Below are 19,852 nucleotides of genomic sequence, written 5' to 3'. Positions count from 1 at the left end.
TTACAAGTCTACAGAGACAATGCAATTACTCAGCAGCTACGAAGTTTTCAGATTCAGCCTGAACTTCGATGTTTTTGCTGCGGCCTTCAGTGATGGCCTGATTTACTGCGCCCAGGTATAACTGGATAGCGCGGATAGCGTCATCGTTACCTGGAATCACATAGTCAACACCTTTAGGATCAGAGTTAGTATCAACGATAGATACAACTGGGATACCCAGGTTGTTGGCTTCTTTAATTGCAATGTGTTCGTGGTCGGCGTCGATCACAAACAGAACATCAGGCAAGCCGCCCATGTCTTTGATACCGCCTAAGCTTTTTTCCAGCTTGTCCATTTCACGGGTACGGTCTAAAGCTTCTTTTTTAGTCAGCTTGTCGAAAGTACCGTCCTGGCTTTGAGATTCCAGGTCTTTTAAACGCTTGATAGACTGGCGAACAGTTTTCCAGTTAGTCAGCATGCCACCTAACCAACGGTGGTTTACATAGTACTGGTCAACTTGAGAAGCAGCTTCTTTGATTGCTTCAGAGGCAGCGCGCTTAGTACCAACAAACAGGATTTTGCCTTTTTTAGCAGCAACAGACTGAATGAAAGCTAAAGCATCGTTCATCATTGGAACAGTTTGTTCCAGGTTGATGATGTGAACACGGTTACGAGCGCCGAAAATGAATGGCTTCATTTTTGGGTTCCAGTAACGTGTTTGGTGACCGAAATGTACGCCCGCCTGGAGCATATCGCGCATAGAAACTTTTGCCATTATAAATATTCCTTAGTAATGGGGTTGGGCCTCCATACATCCCATAAAACCGACCGTAACTCAATGAGTTGCAGCACCCCGGATTATGTGTCGATGTATGTGTGTTGTTTAGTTAATTGCAGTTTTAATCTGCGTTTTGCGTTTTTAGCAGAATCTGATTTGCCAAATCGCGGCGCGCTTTATACCATAGACACCCTTGAAACACAATGAAATGTGTATTTTTACAGCAGAGAGAGATGGCATGGCCGCGATTATTAAGACAGCAGATCAGATCGAAAAAATGCGTGTGGCAGGTAAGTTAGCTGCCGAAGTATTAGAGATGATTGAGCCATACGTCAAAGCCGGTGTCACCACCGAAGAGCTGAATACGATTTGCCACAATTATATTGTTGATGTGCAGCAGGCTATCCCTGCCCCGTTGAATTACCACGGCTTTCCAAAATCCATCTGTACTTCAGTTAATCAGGTGATTTGCCATGGTATTCCGTCGGCTGAGAAAAAACTCAAAGACGGCGACATCATCAATATAGATATCACTGTGATTAAAGATGGTTATCACGGCGATACCTCAAAAATGTTTGTGATTGGTAAACCGAGCATTTTAGCTGACCGTTTAATTCGAGTGACTCAGGAATGCTTGTATATGGGCATTCGTAAAGTGAAAAACGGCGCCCGTTTAGGTGATATTGGTTTTGTTATTCAGCAACATGCCGAAAAACACAGCTACTCAGTGGTGCGTGAATACTGTGGTCATGGCATAGGTCAGGTATTCCACGAAGACCCGCAGGTGCTGCATTATGGCCGCCCAGGCACAGGCGATACCTTAAAAACCGGTATGTGTTTGACGATAGAGCCTATGATCAACGCTGGTGAGCGTCATAGTAAATTGTTAAAAGACGGCTGGACGGTTGTAACTAAAGATCGTAGTTTATCAGCGCAGTTTGAACACACTATTGTCGTCACAGAGACTGGCTGCGAAATTTTAACTCTGAGATCCGACGACACCATAGAACGAATAGTCACGGCCGAGTAAGTCTGCAGACAGACGACGGCCGCTTAAGACCTGAGGTAAAGCAAATGAACATGGCTCTGGCGTTTAATAAGTCTTTACCTGGTTTATGTACTCTGGATAGTTATAAAAAACATTTTGCCGAGTTTAACGACTGGCTGAAAAATGCCTTCGAACATCAAACTGTTGGCAGTTTAGTCAAAGCCCGCGCCCGTTTTATCGACGAGGTGCTGGTGTCTTTATGGCAACATTTTGATCTGCATAAACACAAAAAAATCAGTCTGATCGCTGTAGGTGGTTATGGCCGGGGTGAACTGCACCCCTGCTCTGACATCGATTTATTGTTATTGACCGACAGCAAACTCGACGCTCAGCAAAAAGAACAAATCAGCCAATTTATTACCCTGCTGTGGGACTTACGTTTAGAAGTAGGTCACAGTGTGCGTAGCGTAAAAGAGTCTGTGACTCTGGGTAAAGAAGACATCACCATTGCCACTAACCTGATGGAAATGCGCTTGCTGACCGGCAGTAAAGAGCTGTTTGAAGAGCTGCAGCTGCAGGTCTGTAAAGACAGTTTCTGGACCTCTCAGGCATTTTTCCAGGCCAAACGTGACGAGCAACAGCAGCGTCATGCCCAGTACCACGGCACAGCCTACAACTTAGAGCCTAATTTAAAAGCCAACCCTGGTGGTCTGCGTGATATCCAAACCATAGGCTGGGTGGCGAAAAAACACTTTAATACCAGAACCATGCGTGAACTGGTGGCTTATCAGTACCTGACTGAAGATGAATATCAGGAACTGATGGAGTGTGAAGCTTATTTATGGCAAATGCGTTTTGCCCTTCATGTTGAATCAGGCCGTAACGAAAACCGTATTTTGTTTGACTATCAGCCTGCTGTCGCCAAACGTCTGGGTTTTGGCGATGATGGCAAAGCGTCCGTTGAACGTATGATGAAACGTTTCTTCCAGACAGTGCAACGTGTCGCTGAGCTGAACGATATGCTGCTGCAGCATTTTGACGGCAGTATTCTCAATAGCCAAAGCAAACTGAAACAGCAAAAGCTCGATGACTTTTTTGAGCTGACCGGTCATTTAATCCGCGCTACCGACAATGCAGTCTTTGCACGGCGTGAAAATATTCTGCGGATGTTCTGGCATATAGCGAACAACTCCAATATCACTGGTATTCATTCCGATACCATTCGATTATTGCGTTTAGTCAGGCGTCGTCTGATGGGCGATTTGCAGGATTATGAAGCCTGTCGTCAGCTTTTTATGACCATTATGCGCCACCCTCGTGGTATGGACAGAGCCATTACGCTGATGCATCGCCACGGTATTTTGGCCTCTTACCTGCCGGCCTGGCGTAATATTGTCGGTCAGATGCAATTCGATTTATTCCATGCCTACACAGTGGATGAACACACTCACCGTGTGCTGAAGAATTTGTACCGCTACTCACAAGCAGGTTTTGAAAACGAGTTTCCGCTTTGCACCGACATAGTCAAACGTATGGAAAAACCAGAGATTTTATATCTGGCCGGTATTTTCCATGACATTGCCAAAGGCAGAGGCGGCGATCACTCCGAATTAGGTTCTTTGGATGCGCGTGAATTTGGCAAGCTGCATAAGTTAAGTGACTTTGACAGTAAGTTGCTGGCCTGGTTGGTCGAAAGCCATTTATTGATGTCGGTGACAGCACAGCGCCGTGATATTCACGACCCGGCTGTGATCGCTGAATTTGCCGATAAAGTACGGGACGAAACCCGTCTTAACTATTTGTATTGCCTGACGCTGGCCGATATTCGTGCCACCAACGACAACTTATGGAATGACTGGAAAGGCTCGTTATTACGTGAACTCTATTTAGGCACGCAAAAAGCTTTCCGTCGTGGACTCGAAAAGCCAATGGATTTACGCGACTTAATTCGCGAAAATCAGGCAGAAGCCATGAAGCTACTGCAAAAACAAGGCTTTACCGAACAAGAAGTGCTGCAGTTATGGGGCCGGATCAAAGCGGATTATTTCGCCCGTTACAACCCCAAACAAATTGTCTGGCACTGTGAACATATTTTGCGCCATAAAGACCCGGATGAGCCTTTAGTACTGATAGATAAAACGCCGTTCCGTGGCAGCACTCAGGTTTTTGTGTATACGCCGGATCAGGACAACTTATTTGCCCATTTAGTGGCTGCGCTCGACAGCAAAAAGGTCAATATTTTTGACGCCCAGATCATGACCAACAAAGATGGTTACGCGATGGATACCTTTGTTGTACTTGAGCAAAACGGTGAGCCTGTCACTTCGCCATCCCGTTTACAAAGCCTCAAACGTGCGCTGGAAACCTATATTAGCGGCAAACCGGACTTGTCACGCGGTAAACCCCGTTTATCCCGTCAGATGCGGCCCTTTAATATAGCGCCCAAAGTGGTCTTTATTCCGGGTGCAAATAAACACCGCACTATGGTGGAAATCACCGCTTTGGATATGCCGGGTTTATTGGCTGATATAGGCTCCGTATTCCAGCGCTGCGAGATCAGCATCCACGCCGCCAAAATCACCACCATAGGCGAAAAAGCCGAAGACTTTTTTATGATTTCTACGAGACAAGATCAGGCGCTGGATGCCGATCAACAATCACAGCTGCGTCGTGTTCTTGTCGAACAATTAACTCATGTGACAGAGGGATAAAGTTTTGTCAGATTTAAAATCCATTATCGAAGCCGCGTTTGAACAACGCGCATCCATTACTCCAGCCACTGTAACTGCTGAAGTCAAAGCTGCCGTCACTGCGGCTATTGAACTCTTGGACAGCGGCAAAGCCCGTGTTGCCGAAAAAGTAGCAGGCGAATGGGTGACTCACCAATGGCTGAAAAAAGCCGTGTTATTGTCTTTCCGTATCAATGACAATCAGGTGATGGACGGTGCTGAAAACCGCTTCTTCGATAAAGTACCGATGAAATTTGCTGACTACACACACGAGCGTTTTGTTGCTGAAGGTGTACGTGTTGTGCCTCCTGCCGCAGTGCGTAAAGGCAGTTTTATCGATAAAAACGTGGTACTGATGCCTTCATACGTCAATATCGGCGCTTATGTCGGTGAAGGCACTATGGTCGATACCTGGGCTACTGTGGGCTCCTGTGCTCAGATTGGTAAAAACGTGCACTTATCCGGTGGCGTAGGCATTGGTGGTGTATTAGAGCCACTACAAGCCAACCCAACCATTATTGAAGACAACTGCTTTATCGGCGCCCGCTCTGAAGTAGTGGAAGGTGTGATCATCGAAGAAGGCGCAGTGCTTTCTATGGGTGTCTATATCAGCCAGTCGACCCGTATTTACGACCGTGAAACCGGCGAAATAACTTATGGCCGTGTACCTGCAGGCGCGGTAGTAGTACCAGGTTCCATTCCATCGAAAGATGGCACACACAGCCTGTACGCCGCTATTATCGTTAAAAAGGTTGATGCCCAGACCCGCGCTAAAGTAGGCATCAATGCCCTGCTGCGCAGCATAGATTAAGATAAAAATGGGGTCAGATCACATTGTTAACAGTTAACAATGTGATCTGACCCCATTTTCAAACTGTCTTAGTTAAACACTGCCTTTGTTAAACCAAAAGCTGCATCTTGTGAACCTGGTTCCATCTGAGCCAGAATTTGCATACGGTTCCAGAAATTGATCAGGCCTATTGCGTAGGTCAATTCAGAAATTTCCACATCAGAAAAATGTTCTTTGGTTGAACGGTACAGCTCATCACTGATGCCGATAGCAGGGATATGGGTTAAAGCTTCAGTTAACGCCAGCGCTGCTTTTTCTTTAGCGTTAAACAATGGTGATTCACGCCAAATGGCTACATGGTGTAATCGCAGCTCCCCTTCGCCTTTAATCTTGGCCTGCTTGATATGCATATCCAGACAAAAAGCACAGTTGTTCAACTGAGAGGCTCTGATATCAATCAGACTTTTAATAAGCCCATCAATAGAAGTTTTGTAAGATGCCATGCTGGCGTCTATTAACGCTTTGGTCAGGTTTGGTACGGTTTGGAAGTGATTGACTCTGTTGCTCATCATAGTTCTCCGGGTTTAAGTTAAAAGTAATTAAAGGTTAAATAATCAAACAGTTAATACATCAACAGCGCTCAGCGCCTTGAGTAAAGCTGTGTCTTTGGTCAGAGGAAAATGAGTTCCATCCACTCTTATAAAAGTCACGTCCTCTATGCCTATGTAAGCCAAAGCGACTTTGATGTAAGGCGTAAATTGATCGTCGTTCACAAAAGGTCCCTGGCTAAAACAGCTGCCGCTGGAGACCACTACATACACTTTTTTATGGGTGACCAGCCCCACTTTGGTGCCTTCTTTGGTAAAGGCGAAAGTGCGTCCAGCTCTGGTGATGTGATCAAACCAGGCCTTTAATACAGACGGCAGACCTAAATTCCACATAGGGGATGACAGCAGCAGAATGTCGGTTTCCAGCAACATATCCACCAACTGCTCGGACAGTTGGATCGCCTGGTTTTGCTCTGCTGTTCTGTCTTCAGGTTTAGTCAGAAATGAACCAGTTGTCAGCGCATCCAGATGAGGCAGAGGCTGAGCCGACAAATCCAGCACTTGCTCTGTCAGCTCCGGATAACTGCTTTGCAATTTCTCCAGCAAATGTTGCGATACTTTGCGTGACGACGAGCCTTGCAGATTGGGACTGACCTTGATGTGTAGCAGCTTCATTCTCTCTTCCTCATCATTAAATCTTCTGTTGATGTCGCTCATTTTAGCGCCGGATGTCATACTCAAAAGATACAAGAACCAAGAAAGTAAGTAGGACACCTAATGGGCTATAAAGAAATTTATCAGCGTTATACCCAAAGTATTCTGGCAGGCACTTTAAAACCTGGCGAAAAAGTCCCTTCAATCCGGGTATTGGCAGAAGATTTAGGGGTTGCGAAAAAGACAGTCGAAGCGGCGTACGATATTTTGATTGGCGAGGGTTATCTGGTCAGTCGTGGGGCGCGCGGCACTCTGGTCAATCCGGAGCTTTTTATAAAAAAACAGCCCGCTGAAACGCCACAATTAGTGTTAGAAGACAAAAGCTTAAAACACATTATCGACCTGCGGGATAACAAAGGGTATTTCCGTCTTGGTATACCCTCTTTGGATGAATTTCCCTATAAAAAATGGTTGCTGCTATCCGGTAAAGCCATCCGCGCTATGCGGCCAGAGGAAATGCTCAATCCGCCTATAATGGGCCATCCGCCTTTGCGCCAGGCTATTGCTAATTATCTGAATATCTCACGGGGTTTAAACTGCAAAGCAGAACAAATTTTTATCACCAGCGGCTATAAAAGCAGTATTGCGTTAATTTTGCAGACGCTGAGTGTGCAAAATGACAAATGTATCTTCGAAGACCCAGGCTACTTTTTTGGCCAAAAGTTGCTGAAACGTATAGTGCACAACCTGCATTACGCCCCTGTCGATGCTCAGGGTTTAAATGTCGATTATTTATTGCAGCATCATCATGATGCGAAATTTGTCATCATAAGTCCTGCTCACCATAGTCCTTTGGCAGTCACGTTATCTCTACCAAGGCGCCAGCAGTTACTGCAGTGGGCAGCGCAGACCAAAGCCTGGGTCATTGAAGATGATTACGATGGTGAGTTTCACTACACTAAAAAAGTGATACCAGCCCTGAAAAGTCAGGACACTGATGATCGGGTGATTTATGTTGGCACTTTTAGTAAAACAATTATGCCGTCGATGCGGGTCAGTTACATAGTGATGCCTACGGAGCTTATAGGGAAGTTTAAAGAAACCGGCGAAATTATCGAAACCAGCCAGCCTTTGTTGCCACAAAAAATCCTCACCTTATTTTTAAGCGAAGGCCACTTTTTTAAACATCTTAAAAAAATGCGGGCTTTGTATCAGCAAAGACGAATGATGGTATACAGCGCTTTGGAAACTGTTTATCCGGGCTTATTTGCGTATGAACATACAGACGGCGGTATGCATATTGTGGTGTTTTTAAAACAAGGTGTGCAGGATTTGCAGCTCGCTGAATTGTGGAACTCCTTCAACCTGCAGGTGTTTCCGCTATCGAGCTGGTATTCACAAAAAAATAAGAGATATGGCCTGGTGATAGGCTACACCAATATCCAATCAGAACAGGAAGCCATAGCGGCGCTAAGCCTTGCTTATAAAGACACTATGGCGCTGTTTAATTAGAATAAAACTAAAACTGTTGTTCTATCCAGGGTAAAGCCAGATCTTCAGCCTGCAGGGTTTCGCCTGCATCAATCTCTAAGGCCGGAGCCAAAGCTGTGCCCTGTAATTCAGCCAATAACTCGGAAAACTGTTTACCAGCACCACAAAAGGTATCGCCATAACCGCTGTCACCTAAACAAATCACAGCGTACTTTTTGCCTGTTAACAGCGGGAATCTGTCTTTGACATCAATAAAAAATGGCAACAAATTATCCGGAATATCGCCCTGACCTGTAGTGGAAGTGATTACCAGCCAGATGTCAGGTGCAAAAGCTAACACGTCGTTAAGCTTTGGCTCCAGGTTTAACTGAGTGCTGTACCCTTTAGCCTGCAATATTTTATCTGCTTCTTCAGCGACAAACTGAGCGCCGCCGTACACTGTGCCTACCACAATAGCTACTTTTTTCATAAATACCCTTCTTTATAACTCTGTCAAAGCGCTAAGCTCTGATTGCTCAAAAAAATTGCTGTACCAGCTATCTTCGATGGGCCAACTGAATTCTTTAAATAAAACTTCTACTTCACCCAGTGGTGCTTCGATCACTAAATCAACACCAGTGACCGGATGTTTTAACTCCAGCCTTTTGGCGATGAGTAATAACCTGTGGCTATTCAAATGCTCTGCAAACAAGCGGTTATGTTTGCCTTCACCATGCGTGGTGTCGCCCACTATAGGGTGGCGTAAATGCGATAAATGCCGGCGCAGCTGGTGCTTACGACCTGTTAAAGGTTGCAAAGCCACCAGCGAGTAACGTGCCACCGGATATTTACCTATAGCTATCGGCAATTCAACCTGGGCCAAAGGCCATAAGGCTGTTATCGCTTCCTGCTTGTCTTTATCCGGACTGGCTAATTTGTCGGCAATTTTATCCAGTTGCTCTTTTAACGGATAATCCAAAATACCTGCTTGTTTGACAAAACCGCGGCAAACCGCCAGATAAAACTTGCGCCAGTGCTGTTCGGTTAGCTGTTCTGTCAGTAAACGGGCGACATCAGCAGATAACGCAAATAACAACACACCAGAGGTGGGCCTGTCGAGCCGGTGCACCGGAAATACATGCTGCCCTAGCTGATTGCGCAGGGTTTGCATCACAAATACGGTTTCATGTCGGTCTAAAAACGATCGATGCACCAGCATGCCTGCAGGTTTATCTATCGCCACCAGAAACTCGTCCTGATACAAAATCGTCAGTACAGGAGCTGTTATCAACTCAGGCTCTGGCAATTGTTTGCTCACGTTTACCACTTAACAATTCATCCAAATCCGCAATACGATTAATCAGCAGCAAAGTGCGATTATCTAAATGTTTAAATGCCTCTTCGGCCATAGGACAAACCGCAATTTGTTGCGGTAAAGGCAAGCGGCCTTCCACTAAAGCACGCATGCGCGGCAAAAATACAAATTGCAGCCAGTTTTCCAGTGGCATAGTGTCGCAAAAAAATGGCGCTGTGCTTTGCATCGCTTGTGCATCAGGTGCAACAAAAGCCCAAAGCTCTGCAGCTTTTAATTCGCTTTCAATCTGATTTAATAAATCTGTGACCTGTAAGTACATGCTTCTGCTGATCCGATTTAACTATTGACCAGATTTGACTGGTGACCACATTTAACTGGCGCAGATTTTATCACAGGGCGAACCTGAGCTGTCTTGCAAAAACACCGGCCCGTCGCCATTATGCATATTCATAATAAAGGAGTCGTGATGGATTTTGTCTGGTTATTATTGTTAGGTATGGCTTTTGTCTATGCGTTTTTATTGCAGCGTAAGCAGGATGAAACTGCAATCAAGCTGGCCAAACATCTGTGTAAACAACAGGAATTACAGTTTCTTGAATGTGCAAGAGGCACACATCAGTTTTCAAAACTGGACAACAGATGGCGCTGGTTTACCAGCTATCAGGTAGATTTTAGCAGCGACGGTGAAAGTCGTTATCAGGCCGAACTGCGTTTATCCGGCCTGCGTTACTTAAGTTTTCAGTTACCGCCCTACCGGATTTAAGGCAATTTTTGTAGTTTCTGCTCCAACTGCCCGGTCAGAAAATCTTTATACATCACCCAATCCGCCGCCAGACTATAAAATGGATATTTAAAGGTGGCGGGTTTGTTATGTTCAAATTTAAAGTGACCAACCCAGGCAAAACCATAACCTGCCAGTAACATCAACCACCAATAGCCCCATAAACCTGTTACAGCCAATGTCACCAAAATCGCCAGCACTAAAGTCGATCCTATGTAATGCAGGCGGCGGCAAACCGGGTCTTTATGTTCAGATAAATAATAAGGATAAAACTCGGAAAAACTACGAAAGCCGGACATCTGTAATTACTCCACCAGCGTTAAAGGACTGCTTTGTCTTGGTCTGAACATTAAAGTACCTTTGACTTTGCTGAAATTCAACTCTGTGACTTGCTGATAATGATCAGCACTAAAAAAGGCTTTGTTTTTCTCCAGCGTGACAAAAACACCAATGCCCAAAGAAGCCGGATTTTGCTCTACGATCGAATCCACCGCATGCATCAGATAATGCCCTAACCCCAAATGCTGATACTGTGGCGAAATGGCAATAAAGGCCAGCATATGGTAATGCTGTACCGGCATAGCCGCATGAATACGCTGTTCTTTTTCCAATAATTGTTTGGTTGAAACATAACCTGCTGTCAGTAACATTTTCAGCCGCCAATGCCAGAATCTGTCGCCACTCAATTTAGAACCCGGCTCTGTGACACAAGCTACACCTAATAATTGTTGCTCAATAAAAATGCCTATGACGGGCTGTTCTTCCTGCCAGAATACATTCAGCTCTTCACGGATCGCAGCTCTTAAACGTTGCTCATAGTCGCTTTTATCAGCCTGAAATATATCCATAAACACAGGATCGTCATGATAAGACTGGTATAACAAGGAGGCCGCTAATTTCAATTCATCAGGGGTTAACAACTGTGCTTTAAGCTGGTTCAGATCAAGAGCTGGTTGATTTTGCATAGTATGTCTCTGTTCTGTATTGTAGTTTGAGTATCAACATAGCAGTCAGGCTAAGTATTGCCAATGCATCAGCCCTTTCAGGCAACTACACTTAACAGAACTTACATTCACAAAGGGATCTTAAAATGGATATGACCACACACGATATGCCGACACTTTTTGCTCAGCTGGGTTTAGACAATAGTCCATCAGACATTACAGCTTTTATCGCCAGTCACAAAATCCCGGCAGATATATCCTTATCTGCGGCTTCTTTTTGGAGTAATGCTCAGGCAAGTTTCCTTATAGAAAATTGGAAACAGGATGCAGACTGGTGTGTAGTGATCGATGAGCTGAACGTGCTGTTACGACATTAAAAAAGGAAGTGCTGTCCTATTGGCAGCACCTCCCTGGTCCGGGAACTTTTGTTTACAGCTGACGGTAGGCTTTGTCGCCCCAACCCGTTAACACGCCGTTCTTAAATACCAACGGAGTGCATTCGTCTTTGCTGGTTTCGCCGTCACTGTGCTCATGATGAGTGCGGTAAAACAGCACTACAGTTTCATTACCAGCGTCACGGAATGATTCACTAAAATCTGGTGTACCTAACTGGCCACGCACTGAAGCCAACTCTGCGCCCAGATTTAACTGACTGATCACCTGATTATTTAATTTTTGCGCTTTTTTCCATGACGAGTTGTTGCTGCTGTCATTTTCACCTTTGTCACCTATAGCCACAACACAACCAGATAAAGCCATCATGGCTGTTGCTACTGTTAATACCTTTAAATAATTCATTGCTTTTCCCTTAGAGTTTTAACTTGTTGGTTTTAACTTATTGATTGTTAATAGCAAAACTGGGGCCAACTTTTAAAGTCTTTAAATAACAATGGCTTATAAAATCATGCTAGTGATATGATTAACTTAGGTGGTAAATTTCACTAAATTTTAGTGAAACTAAAGAAAATGATGGAACAACTCAGCCAACAAGTCGCAAAAATTGCAGCTCAGCTGCAACAAGAAGGCAAAGAACCCAGCCTGGCTCTGGTTAAAGCCCGCTTAGGCACGGCCACTATGAGTCCGGCTTTGTTGCAGGCTTATCAGGCATGGCGTAATGGTGCTGTGACCCTGCTGTCAGATCCAGTCCCACAATCACAACCTCTGCCTGAACCGCAGGTGTCTTCTGATATCAAAGCAGATCTGGCCCGTATCGAAGCCAAACTTGATCTGATCATCAAAAAGCTGGGGATCTGATGTTAGTTGCAGAGCTGGAATTTAAAATCATTGCCGATACCAGCTTTGCTGACGCGGAAAAAGGTATTCGTTTTTATCTGGAAAAGCTGATTTTCCAGGGCCAGATTTTAGGTCGTGAATTCCCGACTTATCAGGCGCAAGACAGTTTTTTCAGCCGTGTGGTGTTGCCGCAAGCTGATGCGTTAGACAAAGCCTCACACAGCAAAGCTGGCCTGATTGCTTTAGAGCTATTACAGCAAGTAGGTTTAAGTTACCCAAAACTGACGATTCTGGGCTATGATTTGATGTCAAATCATACCGACCCCTGCCCTGGTCATGCTGCTTTGATTTTATTTTGTAGTTTTTCAGCCACCAACTCAGTGCTGTACTGCGCAGAACATTTTGCCCCAATACCTTTGTATAAAGTGGGTAGAACAAGTGGTGAAGATTTTGAGTCTTTAGTACGCTGGCAATTGCAGTATCAGGCTTTGGATGAAATTCAGATGCAGGAAAAAAGAGTGCTGTTTAAAAGCGCCGAACAAAGTGTGCAGGGCTTTTATAGTGGTTTAAACCAACAAGGCTATAAACAGGCCAGAGCACTGAGCAAAGAGCTGAATAAGCCTGTTTATTATTATCTGTACAGTGGCAGCAGCGCGGATTGCGTTTTGGATGCAGAGAAAAAATGCCCATCTTGTGGCTCTGACTGGAAACTTGGTCAGAGCTGGCATGGCCTGTTTGATTTTTGCTGTGAACCTTGCCAGCTGGTATCGAATATAGCTTTTGATTGTCAGCCTTAAGGCTTGGAACAGCTCAGAAACTTAGCTGCTGTAAAAAAGTAGCTAAATCAGCAGCAAGCAGCTCTTTGACTTCCATCCCTACTTTCTCTAAGTACACTTCGCCTGTCGCCACTAATACCGAGACTAAGTAATCATCGTGATCAGTGGCAGCAATAAAGACAGTTTCGCGCTGCTTTAAACGCCTTTTCATCAGAATATGCGCAATGATATTTTGCTGCAACCGCTCAAAATCGGCCTGATGCCAGCTCATCAATAGCTCAAGTTCACCTCTGTCATGACGAACCTTTAAACCACCACCAAAATAGCTGGTGTAAAACTCAGTCAACTGCTCCGGGAACTGCAATTCCAGCGCTTGTTGGGTTTTGGATAAATCTAAAGCGGGTTCAGCTTTGACCGGACGCCAATGCACCTCACCCTCCACCACCTCACCATACTGACAAGGAGAATCCTGTTCAGGGTCAAGCCAACTGAGAAGTGTCGGATGTTGTTTTTGATAAGACTCTACAAATTCTGCAAATTGCTGATGGAATTGGCCAGGCATGGTGATTCGCTTCTGTGCTAAAATTGCCGCCATTCTAACTTGGTTGTTGGTGTTATGACAAAAATACAAACTGAGGTGCTTGCTGGCTTAACTCTTGGCCAGGCTACTGCTTATATTGATCACTACAGTCCGGAGTTATTGCAGGCTGTGCCACGCACTTTAGGCCGTCAGGCTATAGGTTTAGGCGCTGAATTGCCTTTCGTGGGTCAGGACACCTGGCACGGTTACGAGTTGTCATGGTTGACTCCTAAAGGTAAGCCTATGGTGGCACTTGCTACTTTTGTGGTGCCTTTTGATACACCTAATCTGATCGAGTCCAAATCCTTTAAACTCTATTTAAACAGTTTAAACCAGACTAAGTTTGCCGATATCAGCCAACTCTACCGTACGATGAAAACTGATTTATCGGCCTGTGCCGGTGGCCCTGTGCAAGTGACTTTGCATAATGTTAATGAGCTGACCGCCTTTCAGCCGACCTGGTTACCTGGCCGTTGCATTGACGATTTAGATATCGAAGTTGAGCATTACGACTACAAACCAGAGCTGCTGCAATTAAACCCTTCAGGCGCAGTGGTAGACGAAAAGCTGCATTCACATTTGCTGAAATCCAACTGCTTAATCACGTCCCAACCAGACTGGGCCAGTGTTTATATTCATTACAAAGGTAAGGCTGTTGATCATGCGTCTTTACTGAAGTATCTGATTAGTTTCAGAAGCCACAATGAATTTCACGAGCAATGTGTAGAGCGGATCTATCTGGATTTGTGGAAGCTGTGTGAACCAGAGTTTTTAGTGGTCTACGCCCGCTACACCAGAAGAGGTGGTCTGGATATCAACCCACTACGCAGCAGCGAACCTTGCGATCAACCTAACTTACGCTTAACACGGCAGTAATGAGTGGGGGTAAGATTTATTGCCCCCAATCCACTACGCTAAAGTCAAAACTAGCCGGCGGAGCTTCGCCAGAAGTAAAGCGTTGCGTTGCGGAAAATATCTAATAATCACTCCTTTTGCCGGCCCCAACCACTGGTTAAATGCCCAGATACCGAACTTGAGTAAATTTAAGAACAACTAGCATACTGCCTGTATAAATTTTGTCGGTCATACATTTACTGATTTCAGAAAAAGTTGTTGAAATAGAGGTACATCAGCGTTAATTTGGTATGAGTAAAAATCATGAAAGAAGGCAGTAAAATGTTCGACTTGCGGGCAGAAACCCTTCTATTAAATTGCTATATGCCTACGAGGTTGAAATGGAAATCGAAGTAACTAGACCAAAGCAATTTGCAGACATGGCTCGCGATTATCATTTACTGGTGGATGGTAAAGAAGTGGCTATTATAAAGCGCGGCACAACACAAACAATAACGCTGCCAGTAGGTAGTAAAACACTGAAAGCGGTTATCGATTGGTGTTCAAGCCCTGAGTTTAATGTTAGTGACATTCGTTCAGGAAAAGTTGTGGTGAGAAACGCCTTTAGTTCTAACTTTTTTAAATCTATATTTCTGCCGCTTTATTATATTTCTGTGGGAAAAGATAGGTACTTAAAAATTGAGTCCGGCATATAACAATCGCCATCAAAAACGCGCCCTTTGGGCGCTCGACTCGCAACAAGTTGCTCGCGTTTGTGGCGGGCGTTATATGGCAAACCCATGATTGAGTTATCAAGCAAAATTGACGGCCCTAAATATAATATTTTGGAGCCAATCCTTAAGCTTTTGTTATCCAACGGCAACAAGATCGCTACGGAATACAGATGGGGATCAAGCCCAACAGGTTATTTCTGTATTCTTAAAAACAAAATTGACTTCGGGTTAATTGAAAAAACATTTGTAGTGCCTAGTAGCATTCAGCTGTTAAGAGATTGCGGAGAAATTGACTACGGGATCGGCACAGTGGTTATTCGCAGTGCGTAGTCATAGAACGCAGAGGGTCAGGTCTTGCAATGTGTCCCGATGCCTCATTTAGCACTTTGCAGTCCATCAAAAAAAATCGTAATCAACTACAGTCACCAATTCCCCATTAGGACGCTGCTTTATACTCACTTCGTTCGTACCCCTTCGGGGCCAGCTAAAGCTGTTCAACGCAAGCGTTGTCGCAGCGGCCTAGGGTCGCCTTTTATAAATTACATCCATGTAATTCACCCTACGGGCCAGCATTCGGCTATTAGAAAGTGCTTCCTGCACTTTCTTGCTTTGGATTCAGAATCTTAGATTATTGACTGCTGCCAACGGCATTGTTGTACTGCCGCTGCACGGCAAGTACAACCTACAACTGTTAGACGTAAGCATTAGTACTGCGTGGCTAGGGGGTGTTTAAACGCCTTAAACTCCAAACGGGCGTGCACAAAACCCGCCCCAAAAATTTCTATAAATCCACACCCAACCAGGCCTGATGCATAGCCTTTTGCTGACGGCTTGGTTTCGCTACCGGCACTAATTTACCAGTACCTTTAGCCTCATCAGCCAACACCAGCGGTTGATGCTGTAAACGGCCTTGGCGGAAGTAGCTGATTTGCACTTTGTCGCCTGCTTTGAAATCTTTTAGGCGCTCAGCCAAATCAGCTTTTAGTTGTAAGCCGTTGACTGCCACTATCAAATCTTCAGAGGTAAAACCTGCTTTCCAGGCCGGACTATCACGTTCTAACTTTTTTACCAGCGCAAAACCTGCTTTGTTTTCAGCTGTTACACCAGAGAAAATTTCACGTTTTTTGTCCTGTTGCCACTGCAAACCAAAACTCGCCAACAGCTGTTCGATATCAAAGTTCAGCGGTTTTTCTACTTGCTGTTGCCACCAAGGGTTTTGATCTTCGCCAGTCAGTTCAGAAGCTATATCAATTACGTCTTTTGCAGTAAAAGCTGTGGTTTTACCAAAACGTTGATACAACTGATTATGCAGTTCACGGTAGCTGGCTTTACGGCCCGACTGTTTTAAAATCAGTTCGTCCATCAACCAGCTGGCGATATAACCTTCAGAGTAAATATTCACACCAAAGTTAGTGCCATGATCGCCACCTAAACTTATCCAGCTGTCAAAACTACTTTCTGATACTGACTGCACCAAACGCCCAGGCGTATGAACGAACTTATCCAGTCGTTTTGCAAGATCAGCGTAAAATTCTTCTTTGGTCATTAAACCTGCCCGCAACAGCAGCTGGTTTTGGAAATAACTGGTGGAACCTTCTGAAATCCATAACAATTTACTGTAGTTAGGGTTCAGATAGTCATAAGGTACTAATTCAGCTGGCCTGTAAGCTTTTACGTTCCAGGTATGCACCAGCTCATGAGAAGCCGTGCTTAAAAACGCCAGATAATCTTCTCGTTTGCCAAAGGTGAATCTGTCTCTTTGGATCACTGTTGAATTTAAATGCTCAGTAGCACCACGTGCGCCATCAGTAGCATGCACAATAAACAGATAACGTTGATAAGGGTAACCTTGCCAGATAGCGTCCGTTTGCTGCACCAGCTTTTCTAAGTCTTTTTGCATCTGGGCGGCGTTGTAATTACCTTCGCCCCAAATCACCAGATCATAATCACGGCCATCGGCGCTAAAAGTTAAATGCTGATTAATACCGGTCTCAATAGGAGAATCCGCCAACACATCATAGTTTGCCGCGACAAATTGATGTTCGTTACTCCCTTTTGCCATACCTGAGAATGAACGCCAGCCTTGTGGCACGTTCAACTGCACAGACACAGCTTCAGATTTTTGCTGATGGCTGAACATTAAAAAGGCGCTGGAGTTGATATAGGCATGAGTTTCATCAATATGGCGGGTACGTTCGCCCAACTCATTGGCATAGACAGTGTATTGCACTACTACTTTGCCAGCTGTTGTTGGTTCTAAAGTCCAGCTGCTTTTCTCCGTTTTTTGCCACTGAATAGCTTTACCCTGAGCATCCACAGCACTAAAACCAGTCACACCTTTGGCTAAATCCAGGATCTGGTATTTACCACTGCGCCAGGCTGGCAACATTAAGGTCAAAGGTTTTGCCTCGTTAACCTGAAACTCAGCACGAACTTGTGCCAGGTGATGCGCAGGTTCAGTGATACTAATTTGGTAGTTCACTTGTGCCCAACTGTATGCAGAGCTGCTCATTATGATCAGTGCACAAAAAACTTTCAGAAATCTCACGCTGTAACCTCCAGAACCAAAAATGGAAAACAACCATAAATTCAAATAAATAGCGAATAAAACACTACCAACAGCTAAATTAAAGCGACCAGATTTGTGTAACCCACTTCGTACTATTACATTTTAACTTTTACTTTCAGATCAAATTCTGTTCTAATGCAAAGCGTCCTGACAGGGACAACCCTATTAACTTCAGACCAAAAGTGAACAAGATGAACTATCTGACCTCTGCTGAAGAACAAAGCTGGTTACCTTACTATTTAACCAAAAAGTAACCACAAAAAAATACCCTACTTAATTGCTGATTTTAAGCGGACTTTTAGTCCGCTTTTTTCATTTCCTGCCAGATTCTGCTGTCGCTTTTATCATTATTGCAGATATACTTAGCTCAAACCGAGCGGGTTTTGTACCTGGGGAATGATTCTGGTGGCCGAGCAGCAAAGTGATGTAAAACAACAGCTGGCAAATGCAGTCAAAGCGCGCAAACAGCTGGAAGACACCTACGAAAGTCAGTTTAAAATCCTGTCTCAATTTGTCTCCAGGCTATCTCTGGCCTGCAAAGGTATAGACATTGAGCTCGACAACAAGCTGGCTCGTTTACGTCAGGAATTTGCCAAGGGCACAGATCTGGAAAAGATCCTGCCTTTAGTAGAAAGCGCAGTTGAAGCATTAAAAACTCTGGAATCCCGCCAGCAATCTGAATTGAAGAAGGCACAAAACACCTTAACAGATGCAGGAAAATTGCTGCAAAAGCAACGTGGTTTGCCGGATCAGTTAAGACGCGATCTACGGGATTTGCTGACTAAAGTAGAAGAGCCATCTTCTACTGTTCAGGCATTTTTACCTCATCTGACTCATTTAACAGAGTTATACCAAGCTGCTTTAGCCACCAAACAGCAAAGTGAGCAAGGCGATGCGATTGATGACAATAAGTATCAGGCCATCTGCCGGCAAATTTCTATTGAACTGACCAACCTGCTCAGTGAACTGGCCTTTGAAGGTAAATACGGTCAGGATATAGAAAAAATCCGCTCTACTTTATTATCCAACGTCAGCATTGAAGCCTTGCTGGAATCTTGCTTACGTACTATTGAAATTATCATCGCTTCAGTGACAGACGAGCGTCAGTCAGCCCAACATTTTCTGCTGAAATTAAACGAAGCCCTGACCGGGGTGCAGCAGGCTGTTGTCTCCTCACTAAATACTTCGAACAGTATTAAAGAAAAAATGCTGCTGCTAAACCAGCAAATAGAGCAGCAAATTACCAATTTAACAGCAGATACTAAATCAGCGACTTCACTAGAGCAGCTGCAGTCATTGGTCAGCACCAAACTTGGCGCTATCACTAACTCTCTGCGGGAAAAAGAGCAGCTAGAAAAAGACGAGCGTGAGCTGATGCTCACCACCTTGCGCCATATGGAATCGCGTTTGTCTGAGCTGGAGCAGGAAGCTACACAATTTAAAAAACGTCTGGCTGAGCAAAAATTCAGAAGTTTGCAGGATGCGTTAACAGAATTGCCAAACAGAGCTGCCTTTGATGAGCGTTTTGAGCTGGAAATCCGTCGTGCACAGCGTTATGGTAAACCTCTGGCAATAGCTTTGGCTGATGTGGATCACTTTAAACAGATTAACGACAACTATGGCCACAGCGCTGGTGATAAAACTTTAAAAGTGATAGCACAGGCATTAAAACAAAGCTTACGTGAAACCGACTTCATTGCCCGTTATGGTGGTGAAGAGTTTATTATTTTGTTCCCGGAAACACATTTATCTGAACTTAAACAGCCTCTGAATAATCTGAGGGAGAGGATTAAGAAAATCCCTTTTAAATTCAAAGACCAAAACGTTCCCATTTCAATTTCTTTTGGTGCGACAGAACTCAAAACCTCTGACAATAACAGAGCAGCTTTTGACCGTGCAGACGAAGCTTTATACGAAGCAAAACGTGCAGGTCGGGATTTAGTCGTACTGAAAAGCTGAATAACCTGAACTTGGGATAAGCAGCGCCGCTGAACGAGCATCTTTTCGGGCCTCTCTGCGTTGCTTTGTCTAACCATAGATCACTATGGCGTACGACAAAGCGCCTTGATAGACGCAAAAATCTGCGCATTCAGTAAACATAGACTTAAGCAGCTTGAATAAATTGGTTTATCTATCTGATTTAGTGGGTT

At 44.6% G+C, this 19,852-nt stretch carries 23 protein-coding genes; 12 read left to right on the top strand and 11 right to left on the bottom strand.

The window, feature by feature from the left end; all coding sequences use genetic code 11:
• Nucleotides 1–25: 25 nt before the first annotated feature.
• Nucleotides 26–754, bottom strand: coding sequence for a 30S ribosomal protein S2 (rpsB, locus tag LSG34_RS13500; protein WP_008900631.1), 729 nt, complete (start codon nt 752–754; stop codon nt 26–28).
• Nucleotides 755–995: 241 nt separating this feature from the next.
• On the opposite strand from rpsB, the gene map reads away from it, so the two are divergent.
• From map to dapD, 3 genes are read left to right on the top strand one after another with little or no spacing between them, the layout of a single operon-like run.
• A complete protein-coding gene (gene map, locus LSG34_RS13495) occupies nt 996–1,787 on the top strand; it encodes a type I methionyl aminopeptidase (protein WP_233009624.1) in 792 nt (263 codons plus the stop codon).
• A 44-nt stretch (nt 1,788–1,831) separates the two neighbouring features.
• Nucleotides 1,832–4,456, top strand: coding sequence for a [protein-PII] uridylyltransferase (glnD, locus tag LSG34_RS13490; RefSeq protein ID WP_233009623.1), 2,625 nt, complete (start codon nt 1,832–1,834; stop codon nt 4,454–4,456).
• 4 nt (nt 4,457–4,460) lie between these two features.
• On the top strand, nt 4,461–5,285 hold the full coding sequence (gene dapD / locus LSG34_RS13485) for a 2,3,4,5-tetrahydropyridine-2,6-dicarboxylate N-succinyltransferase (RefSeq protein ID WP_233009622.1): 825 nt from the start codon (nt 4,461–4,463) through the stop codon (nt 5,283–5,285).
• Between the two features lie 68 nt (nt 5,286–5,353).
• Here the strand turns inward: dapD and LSG34_RS13480 are convergent, their stop codons facing one another.
• Together LSG34_RS13480 and LSG34_RS13475 are read right to left on the bottom strand one after the other, a co-directional pair.
• Nucleotides 5,354–5,836 (bottom strand): carboxymuconolactone decarboxylase family protein, encoded by a 483-nt coding sequence (locus LSG34_RS13480; RefSeq protein ID WP_233009621.1) that lies wholly within the window; start codon nt 5,834–5,836, stop codon nt 5,354–5,356.
• Between the two features lie 42 nt (nt 5,837–5,878).
• A complete protein-coding gene (locus LSG34_RS13475) occupies nt 5,879–6,487 on the bottom strand; it encodes an FMN-dependent NADH-azoreductase (RefSeq protein ID WP_233009620.1) in 609 nt (202 codons plus the stop codon).
• A 102-nt stretch (nt 6,488–6,589) separates the two neighbouring features.
• Here LSG34_RS13475 and pdxR point away from each other — a divergent pair, with 102 nt between their 5' ends.
• On the top strand, nt 6,590–7,978 hold the full coding sequence (gene pdxR, locus LSG34_RS13470) for a MocR-like pyridoxine biosynthesis transcription factor PdxR (RefSeq protein ID WP_233009619.1): 1,389 nt from the start codon (nt 6,590–6,592) through the stop codon (nt 7,976–7,978).
• A gap of 7 nt (nt 7,979–7,985) precedes the next feature.
• On the opposite strand, the gene LSG34_RS13465 is transcribed toward pdxR, so the two are convergent.
• Genes LSG34_RS13465 through LSG34_RS13455 form a run of 3 tightly spaced genes read right to left on the bottom strand, consistent with a single transcriptional unit; the run spans nt 7,986 to nt 9,570 of the window.
• On the bottom strand, nt 7,986–8,426 hold the full coding sequence (locus LSG34_RS13465) for a flavodoxin (RefSeq protein WP_233009618.1): 441 nt from the start codon (nt 8,424–8,426) through the stop codon (nt 7,986–7,988).
• 12 nt (nt 8,427–8,438) lie between these two features.
• Nucleotides 8,439–9,254, bottom strand: coding sequence for a tRNA pseudouridine(65) synthase TruC (gene truC / locus LSG34_RS13460; protein ID WP_332909090.1), 816 nt, complete (start codon nt 9,252–9,254; stop codon nt 8,439–8,441).
• Nucleotides 9,229–9,570, bottom strand: a complete 342-nt coding sequence (locus LSG34_RS13455) for a YqcC family protein (protein ID WP_233009616.1) — start codon at nt 9,568–9,570, stop codon at nt 9,229–9,231. Before LSG34_RS13455 ends, truC begins: the two co-directional genes overlap by 26 nt.
• 147 nt (nt 9,571–9,717) lie before the next feature.
• Here LSG34_RS13455 and LSG34_RS13450 point away from each other — a divergent pair, with 147 nt between their 5' ends.
• Nucleotides 9,718–10,014 (top strand): DUF3301 domain-containing protein, encoded by a 297-nt coding sequence (locus tag LSG34_RS13450; RefSeq protein WP_233009615.1) that lies wholly within the window; start codon nt 9,718–9,720, stop codon nt 10,012–10,014.
• Here the strand turns inward: LSG34_RS13450 and LSG34_RS13445 are convergent.
• Both LSG34_RS13445 and LSG34_RS13440 read right to left on the bottom strand, forming a co-directional pair.
• On the bottom strand, nt 10,011–10,331 hold the full coding sequence (locus LSG34_RS13445) for a DUF962 domain-containing protein (RefSeq protein ID WP_233009614.1): 321 nt from the start codon (nt 10,329–10,331) through the stop codon (nt 10,011–10,013). The two genes, LSG34_RS13450 and LSG34_RS13445, sit on opposite strands and share 4 nt — an antisense overlap.
• A gap of 6 nt (nt 10,332–10,337) precedes the next feature.
• Nucleotides 10,338–10,997, bottom strand: coding sequence for a GNAT family N-acetyltransferase (locus LSG34_RS13440; protein WP_233009613.1), 660 nt, complete (start codon nt 10,995–10,997; stop codon nt 10,338–10,340).
• Between the two features lie 125 nt (nt 10,998–11,122).
• Between LSG34_RS13440 and LSG34_RS13435 the strand changes: the two genes are divergently transcribed.
• The gene (locus LSG34_RS13435; RefSeq protein WP_233009612.1) at nt 11,123–11,353 is read left to right on the top strand and encodes a DUF2789 domain-containing protein; all 231 of its coding nucleotides are present in this window, start codon (nt 11,123–11,125) and stop codon (nt 11,351–11,353) included.
• A 52-nt stretch (nt 11,354–11,405) separates the two neighbouring features.
• On the opposite strand, the gene LSG34_RS13430 is transcribed toward LSG34_RS13435, so the two are convergent.
• The gene (locus LSG34_RS13430) at nt 11,406–11,774 is read right to left on the bottom strand and encodes a DUF3192 domain-containing protein (protein WP_233009611.1); all 369 of its coding nucleotides are present in this window, start codon (nt 11,772–11,774) and stop codon (nt 11,406–11,408) included.
• A 171-nt stretch (nt 11,775–11,945) separates the two neighbouring features.
• On the opposite strand from LSG34_RS13430, the gene LSG34_RS13425 reads away from it, so the two are divergent.
• Together LSG34_RS13425 and LSG34_RS13420 are read left to right on the top strand one after the other, a co-directional pair.
• Nucleotides 11,946–12,230 (top strand): hypothetical protein, encoded by a 285-nt coding sequence (locus tag LSG34_RS13425; protein WP_233009610.1) that lies wholly within the window; start codon nt 11,946–11,948, stop codon nt 12,228–12,230.
• Complete coding sequence (locus tag LSG34_RS13420) at nt 12,230–13,006, top strand: Zn-ribbon-containing protein (RefSeq protein ID WP_233009609.1); 777 nt, start codon at nt 12,230–12,232, stop codon at nt 13,004–13,006. The genes LSG34_RS13425 and LSG34_RS13420 overlap by 1 nt, the downstream gene beginning before the upstream one ends.
• A gap of 13 nt (nt 13,007–13,019) precedes the next feature.
• On the opposite strand, the gene syd is transcribed toward LSG34_RS13420, so the two are convergent.
• Nucleotides 13,020–13,547 (bottom strand): SecY-interacting protein, encoded by a 528-nt coding sequence (gene syd / locus LSG34_RS13415; protein WP_233009608.1) that lies wholly within the window; start codon nt 13,545–13,547, stop codon nt 13,020–13,022.
• A gap of 54 nt (nt 13,548–13,601) precedes the next feature.
• Between syd and queF the strand changes: the two genes are divergently transcribed.
• The 3 genes from queF (at nt 13,602) to LSG34_RS13400 (ending at nt 15,463) form a co-directional block, all read left to right on the top strand.
• Nucleotides 13,602–14,441 (top strand): NADPH-dependent 7-cyano-7-deazaguanine reductase QueF, encoded by an 840-nt coding sequence (queF, locus tag LSG34_RS13410; RefSeq protein ID WP_233009607.1) that lies wholly within the window; start codon nt 13,602–13,604, stop codon nt 14,439–14,441.
• A 359-nt stretch (nt 14,442–14,800) separates the two neighbouring features.
• A complete protein-coding gene (locus LSG34_RS13405; RefSeq protein WP_233009606.1) occupies nt 14,801–15,115 on the top strand; it encodes a hypothetical protein in 315 nt (104 codons plus the stop codon).
• An 84-nt stretch (nt 15,116–15,199) separates the two neighbouring features.
• The gene (locus LSG34_RS13400) at nt 15,200–15,463 is read left to right on the top strand and encodes a hypothetical protein (RefSeq protein ID WP_233009605.1); all 264 of its coding nucleotides are present in this window, start codon (nt 15,200–15,202) and stop codon (nt 15,461–15,463) included.
• Between the two features lie 451 nt (nt 15,464–15,914).
• Here LSG34_RS13400 and LSG34_RS13395 read toward each other — a convergent pair whose 3' ends face one another.
• Nucleotides 15,915–17,645 (bottom strand): M61 family metallopeptidase, encoded by a 1,731-nt coding sequence (locus LSG34_RS13395; RefSeq protein WP_233009604.1) that lies wholly within the window; start codon nt 17,643–17,645, stop codon nt 15,915–15,917.
• Between the two features lie 453 nt (nt 17,646–18,098).
• On the opposite strand from LSG34_RS13395, the gene LSG34_RS13390 reads away from it, so the two are divergent.
• Nucleotides 18,099–19,661: a diguanylate cyclase gene (locus tag LSG34_RS13390; protein WP_408636170.1), complete on the top strand. Its 1,563-nt coding sequence runs from the start codon at nt 18,099–18,101 to the stop codon at nt 19,659–19,661.
• The last annotated feature ends 191 nt before the right edge of the window (nt 19,662–19,852 follow it).

Source organism: Rheinheimera faecalis (genome assembly GCF_021290965.1).
Lineage (GTDB): Bacteria > Pseudomonadota > Gammaproteobacteria > Enterobacterales > Alteromonadaceae > Pararheinheimera > Pararheinheimera faecalis.
The sequence above is the reverse complement of the archived record's forward strand: the minus strand, read 5'-3'. Positions and strand labels throughout refer to the sequence as shown.

Coding starts and splice junctions, on each gene's coding strand:
- LSG34_RS13420 (WP_233009609.1), top strand. CDS start 12,230: ATGTTAGTTGCAGAGCTGGAATTTAAAATCATTGCCGATACCAGCTTT.
- syd (WP_233009608.1), bottom strand. CDS start 13,547: ATGCCTGGCCAATTCCATCAGCAATTTGCAGAATTTGTAGAGTCTTAT.
- LSG34_RS13465 (WP_233009618.1), bottom strand. CDS start 8,426: ATGAAAAAAGTAGCTATTGTGGTAGGCACAGTGTACGGCGGCGCTCAG.
- LSG34_RS13390 (WP_408636170.1), top strand. CDS start 18,099: ATGATTCTGGTGGCCGAGCAGCAAAGTGATGTAAAACAACAGCTGGCA.
- LSG34_RS13455 (WP_233009616.1), bottom strand. CDS start 9,570: ATGTACTTACAGGTCACAGATTTATTAAATCAGATTGAAAGCGAATTA.
- LSG34_RS13480 (WP_233009621.1), bottom strand. CDS start 5,836: ATGATGAGCAACAGAGTCAATCACTTCCAAACCGTACCAAACCTGACC.
- LSG34_RS13400 (WP_233009605.1), top strand. CDS start 15,200: ATGATTGAGTTATCAAGCAAAATTGACGGCCCTAAATATAATATTTTG.
- LSG34_RS13405 (WP_233009606.1), top strand. CDS start 14,801: ATGGAAATCGAAGTAACTAGACCAAAGCAATTTGCAGACATGGCTCGC.
- LSG34_RS13450 (WP_233009615.1), top strand. CDS start 9,718: ATGGATTTTGTCTGGTTATTATTGTTAGGTATGGCTTTTGTCTATGCG.
- glnD (WP_233009623.1), top strand. CDS start 1,832: ATGAACATGGCTCTGGCGTTTAATAAGTCTTTACCTGGTTTATGTACT.
- LSG34_RS13395 (WP_233009604.1), bottom strand. CDS start 17,645: ATGAGCAGCTCTGCATACAGTTGGGCACAAGTGAACTACCAAATTAGT.
- LSG34_RS13435 (WP_233009612.1), top strand. CDS start 11,123: ATGGATATGACCACACACGATATGCCGACACTTTTTGCTCAGCTGGGT.
- pdxR (WP_233009619.1), top strand. CDS start 6,590: ATGGGCTATAAAGAAATTTATCAGCGTTATACCCAAAGTATTCTGGCA.
- LSG34_RS13445 (WP_233009614.1), bottom strand. CDS start 10,331: ATGTCCGGCTTTCGTAGTTTTTCCGAGTTTTATCCTTATTATTTATCT.
- LSG34_RS13425 (WP_233009610.1), top strand. CDS start 11,946: ATGGAACAACTCAGCCAACAAGTCGCAAAAATTGCAGCTCAGCTGCAA.
- queF (WP_233009607.1), top strand. CDS start 13,602: ATGACAAAAATACAAACTGAGGTGCTTGCTGGCTTAACTCTTGGCCAG.
- rpsB (WP_008900631.1), bottom strand. CDS start 754: ATGGCAAAAGTTTCTATGCGCGATATGCTCCAGGCGGGCGTACATTTC.
- LSG34_RS13430 (WP_233009611.1), bottom strand. CDS start 11,774: ATGAATTATTTAAAGGTATTAACAGTAGCAACAGCCATGATGGCTTTA.
- LSG34_RS13475 (WP_233009620.1), bottom strand. CDS start 6,487: ATGAAGCTGCTACACATCAAGGTCAGTCCCAATCTGCAAGGCTCGTCG.
- LSG34_RS13440 (WP_233009613.1), bottom strand. CDS start 10,997: ATGCAAAATCAACCAGCTCTTGATCTGAACCAGCTTAAAGCACAGTTG.
- map (WP_233009624.1), top strand. CDS start 996: ATGGCCGCGATTATTAAGACAGCAGATCAGATCGAAAAAATGCGTGTG.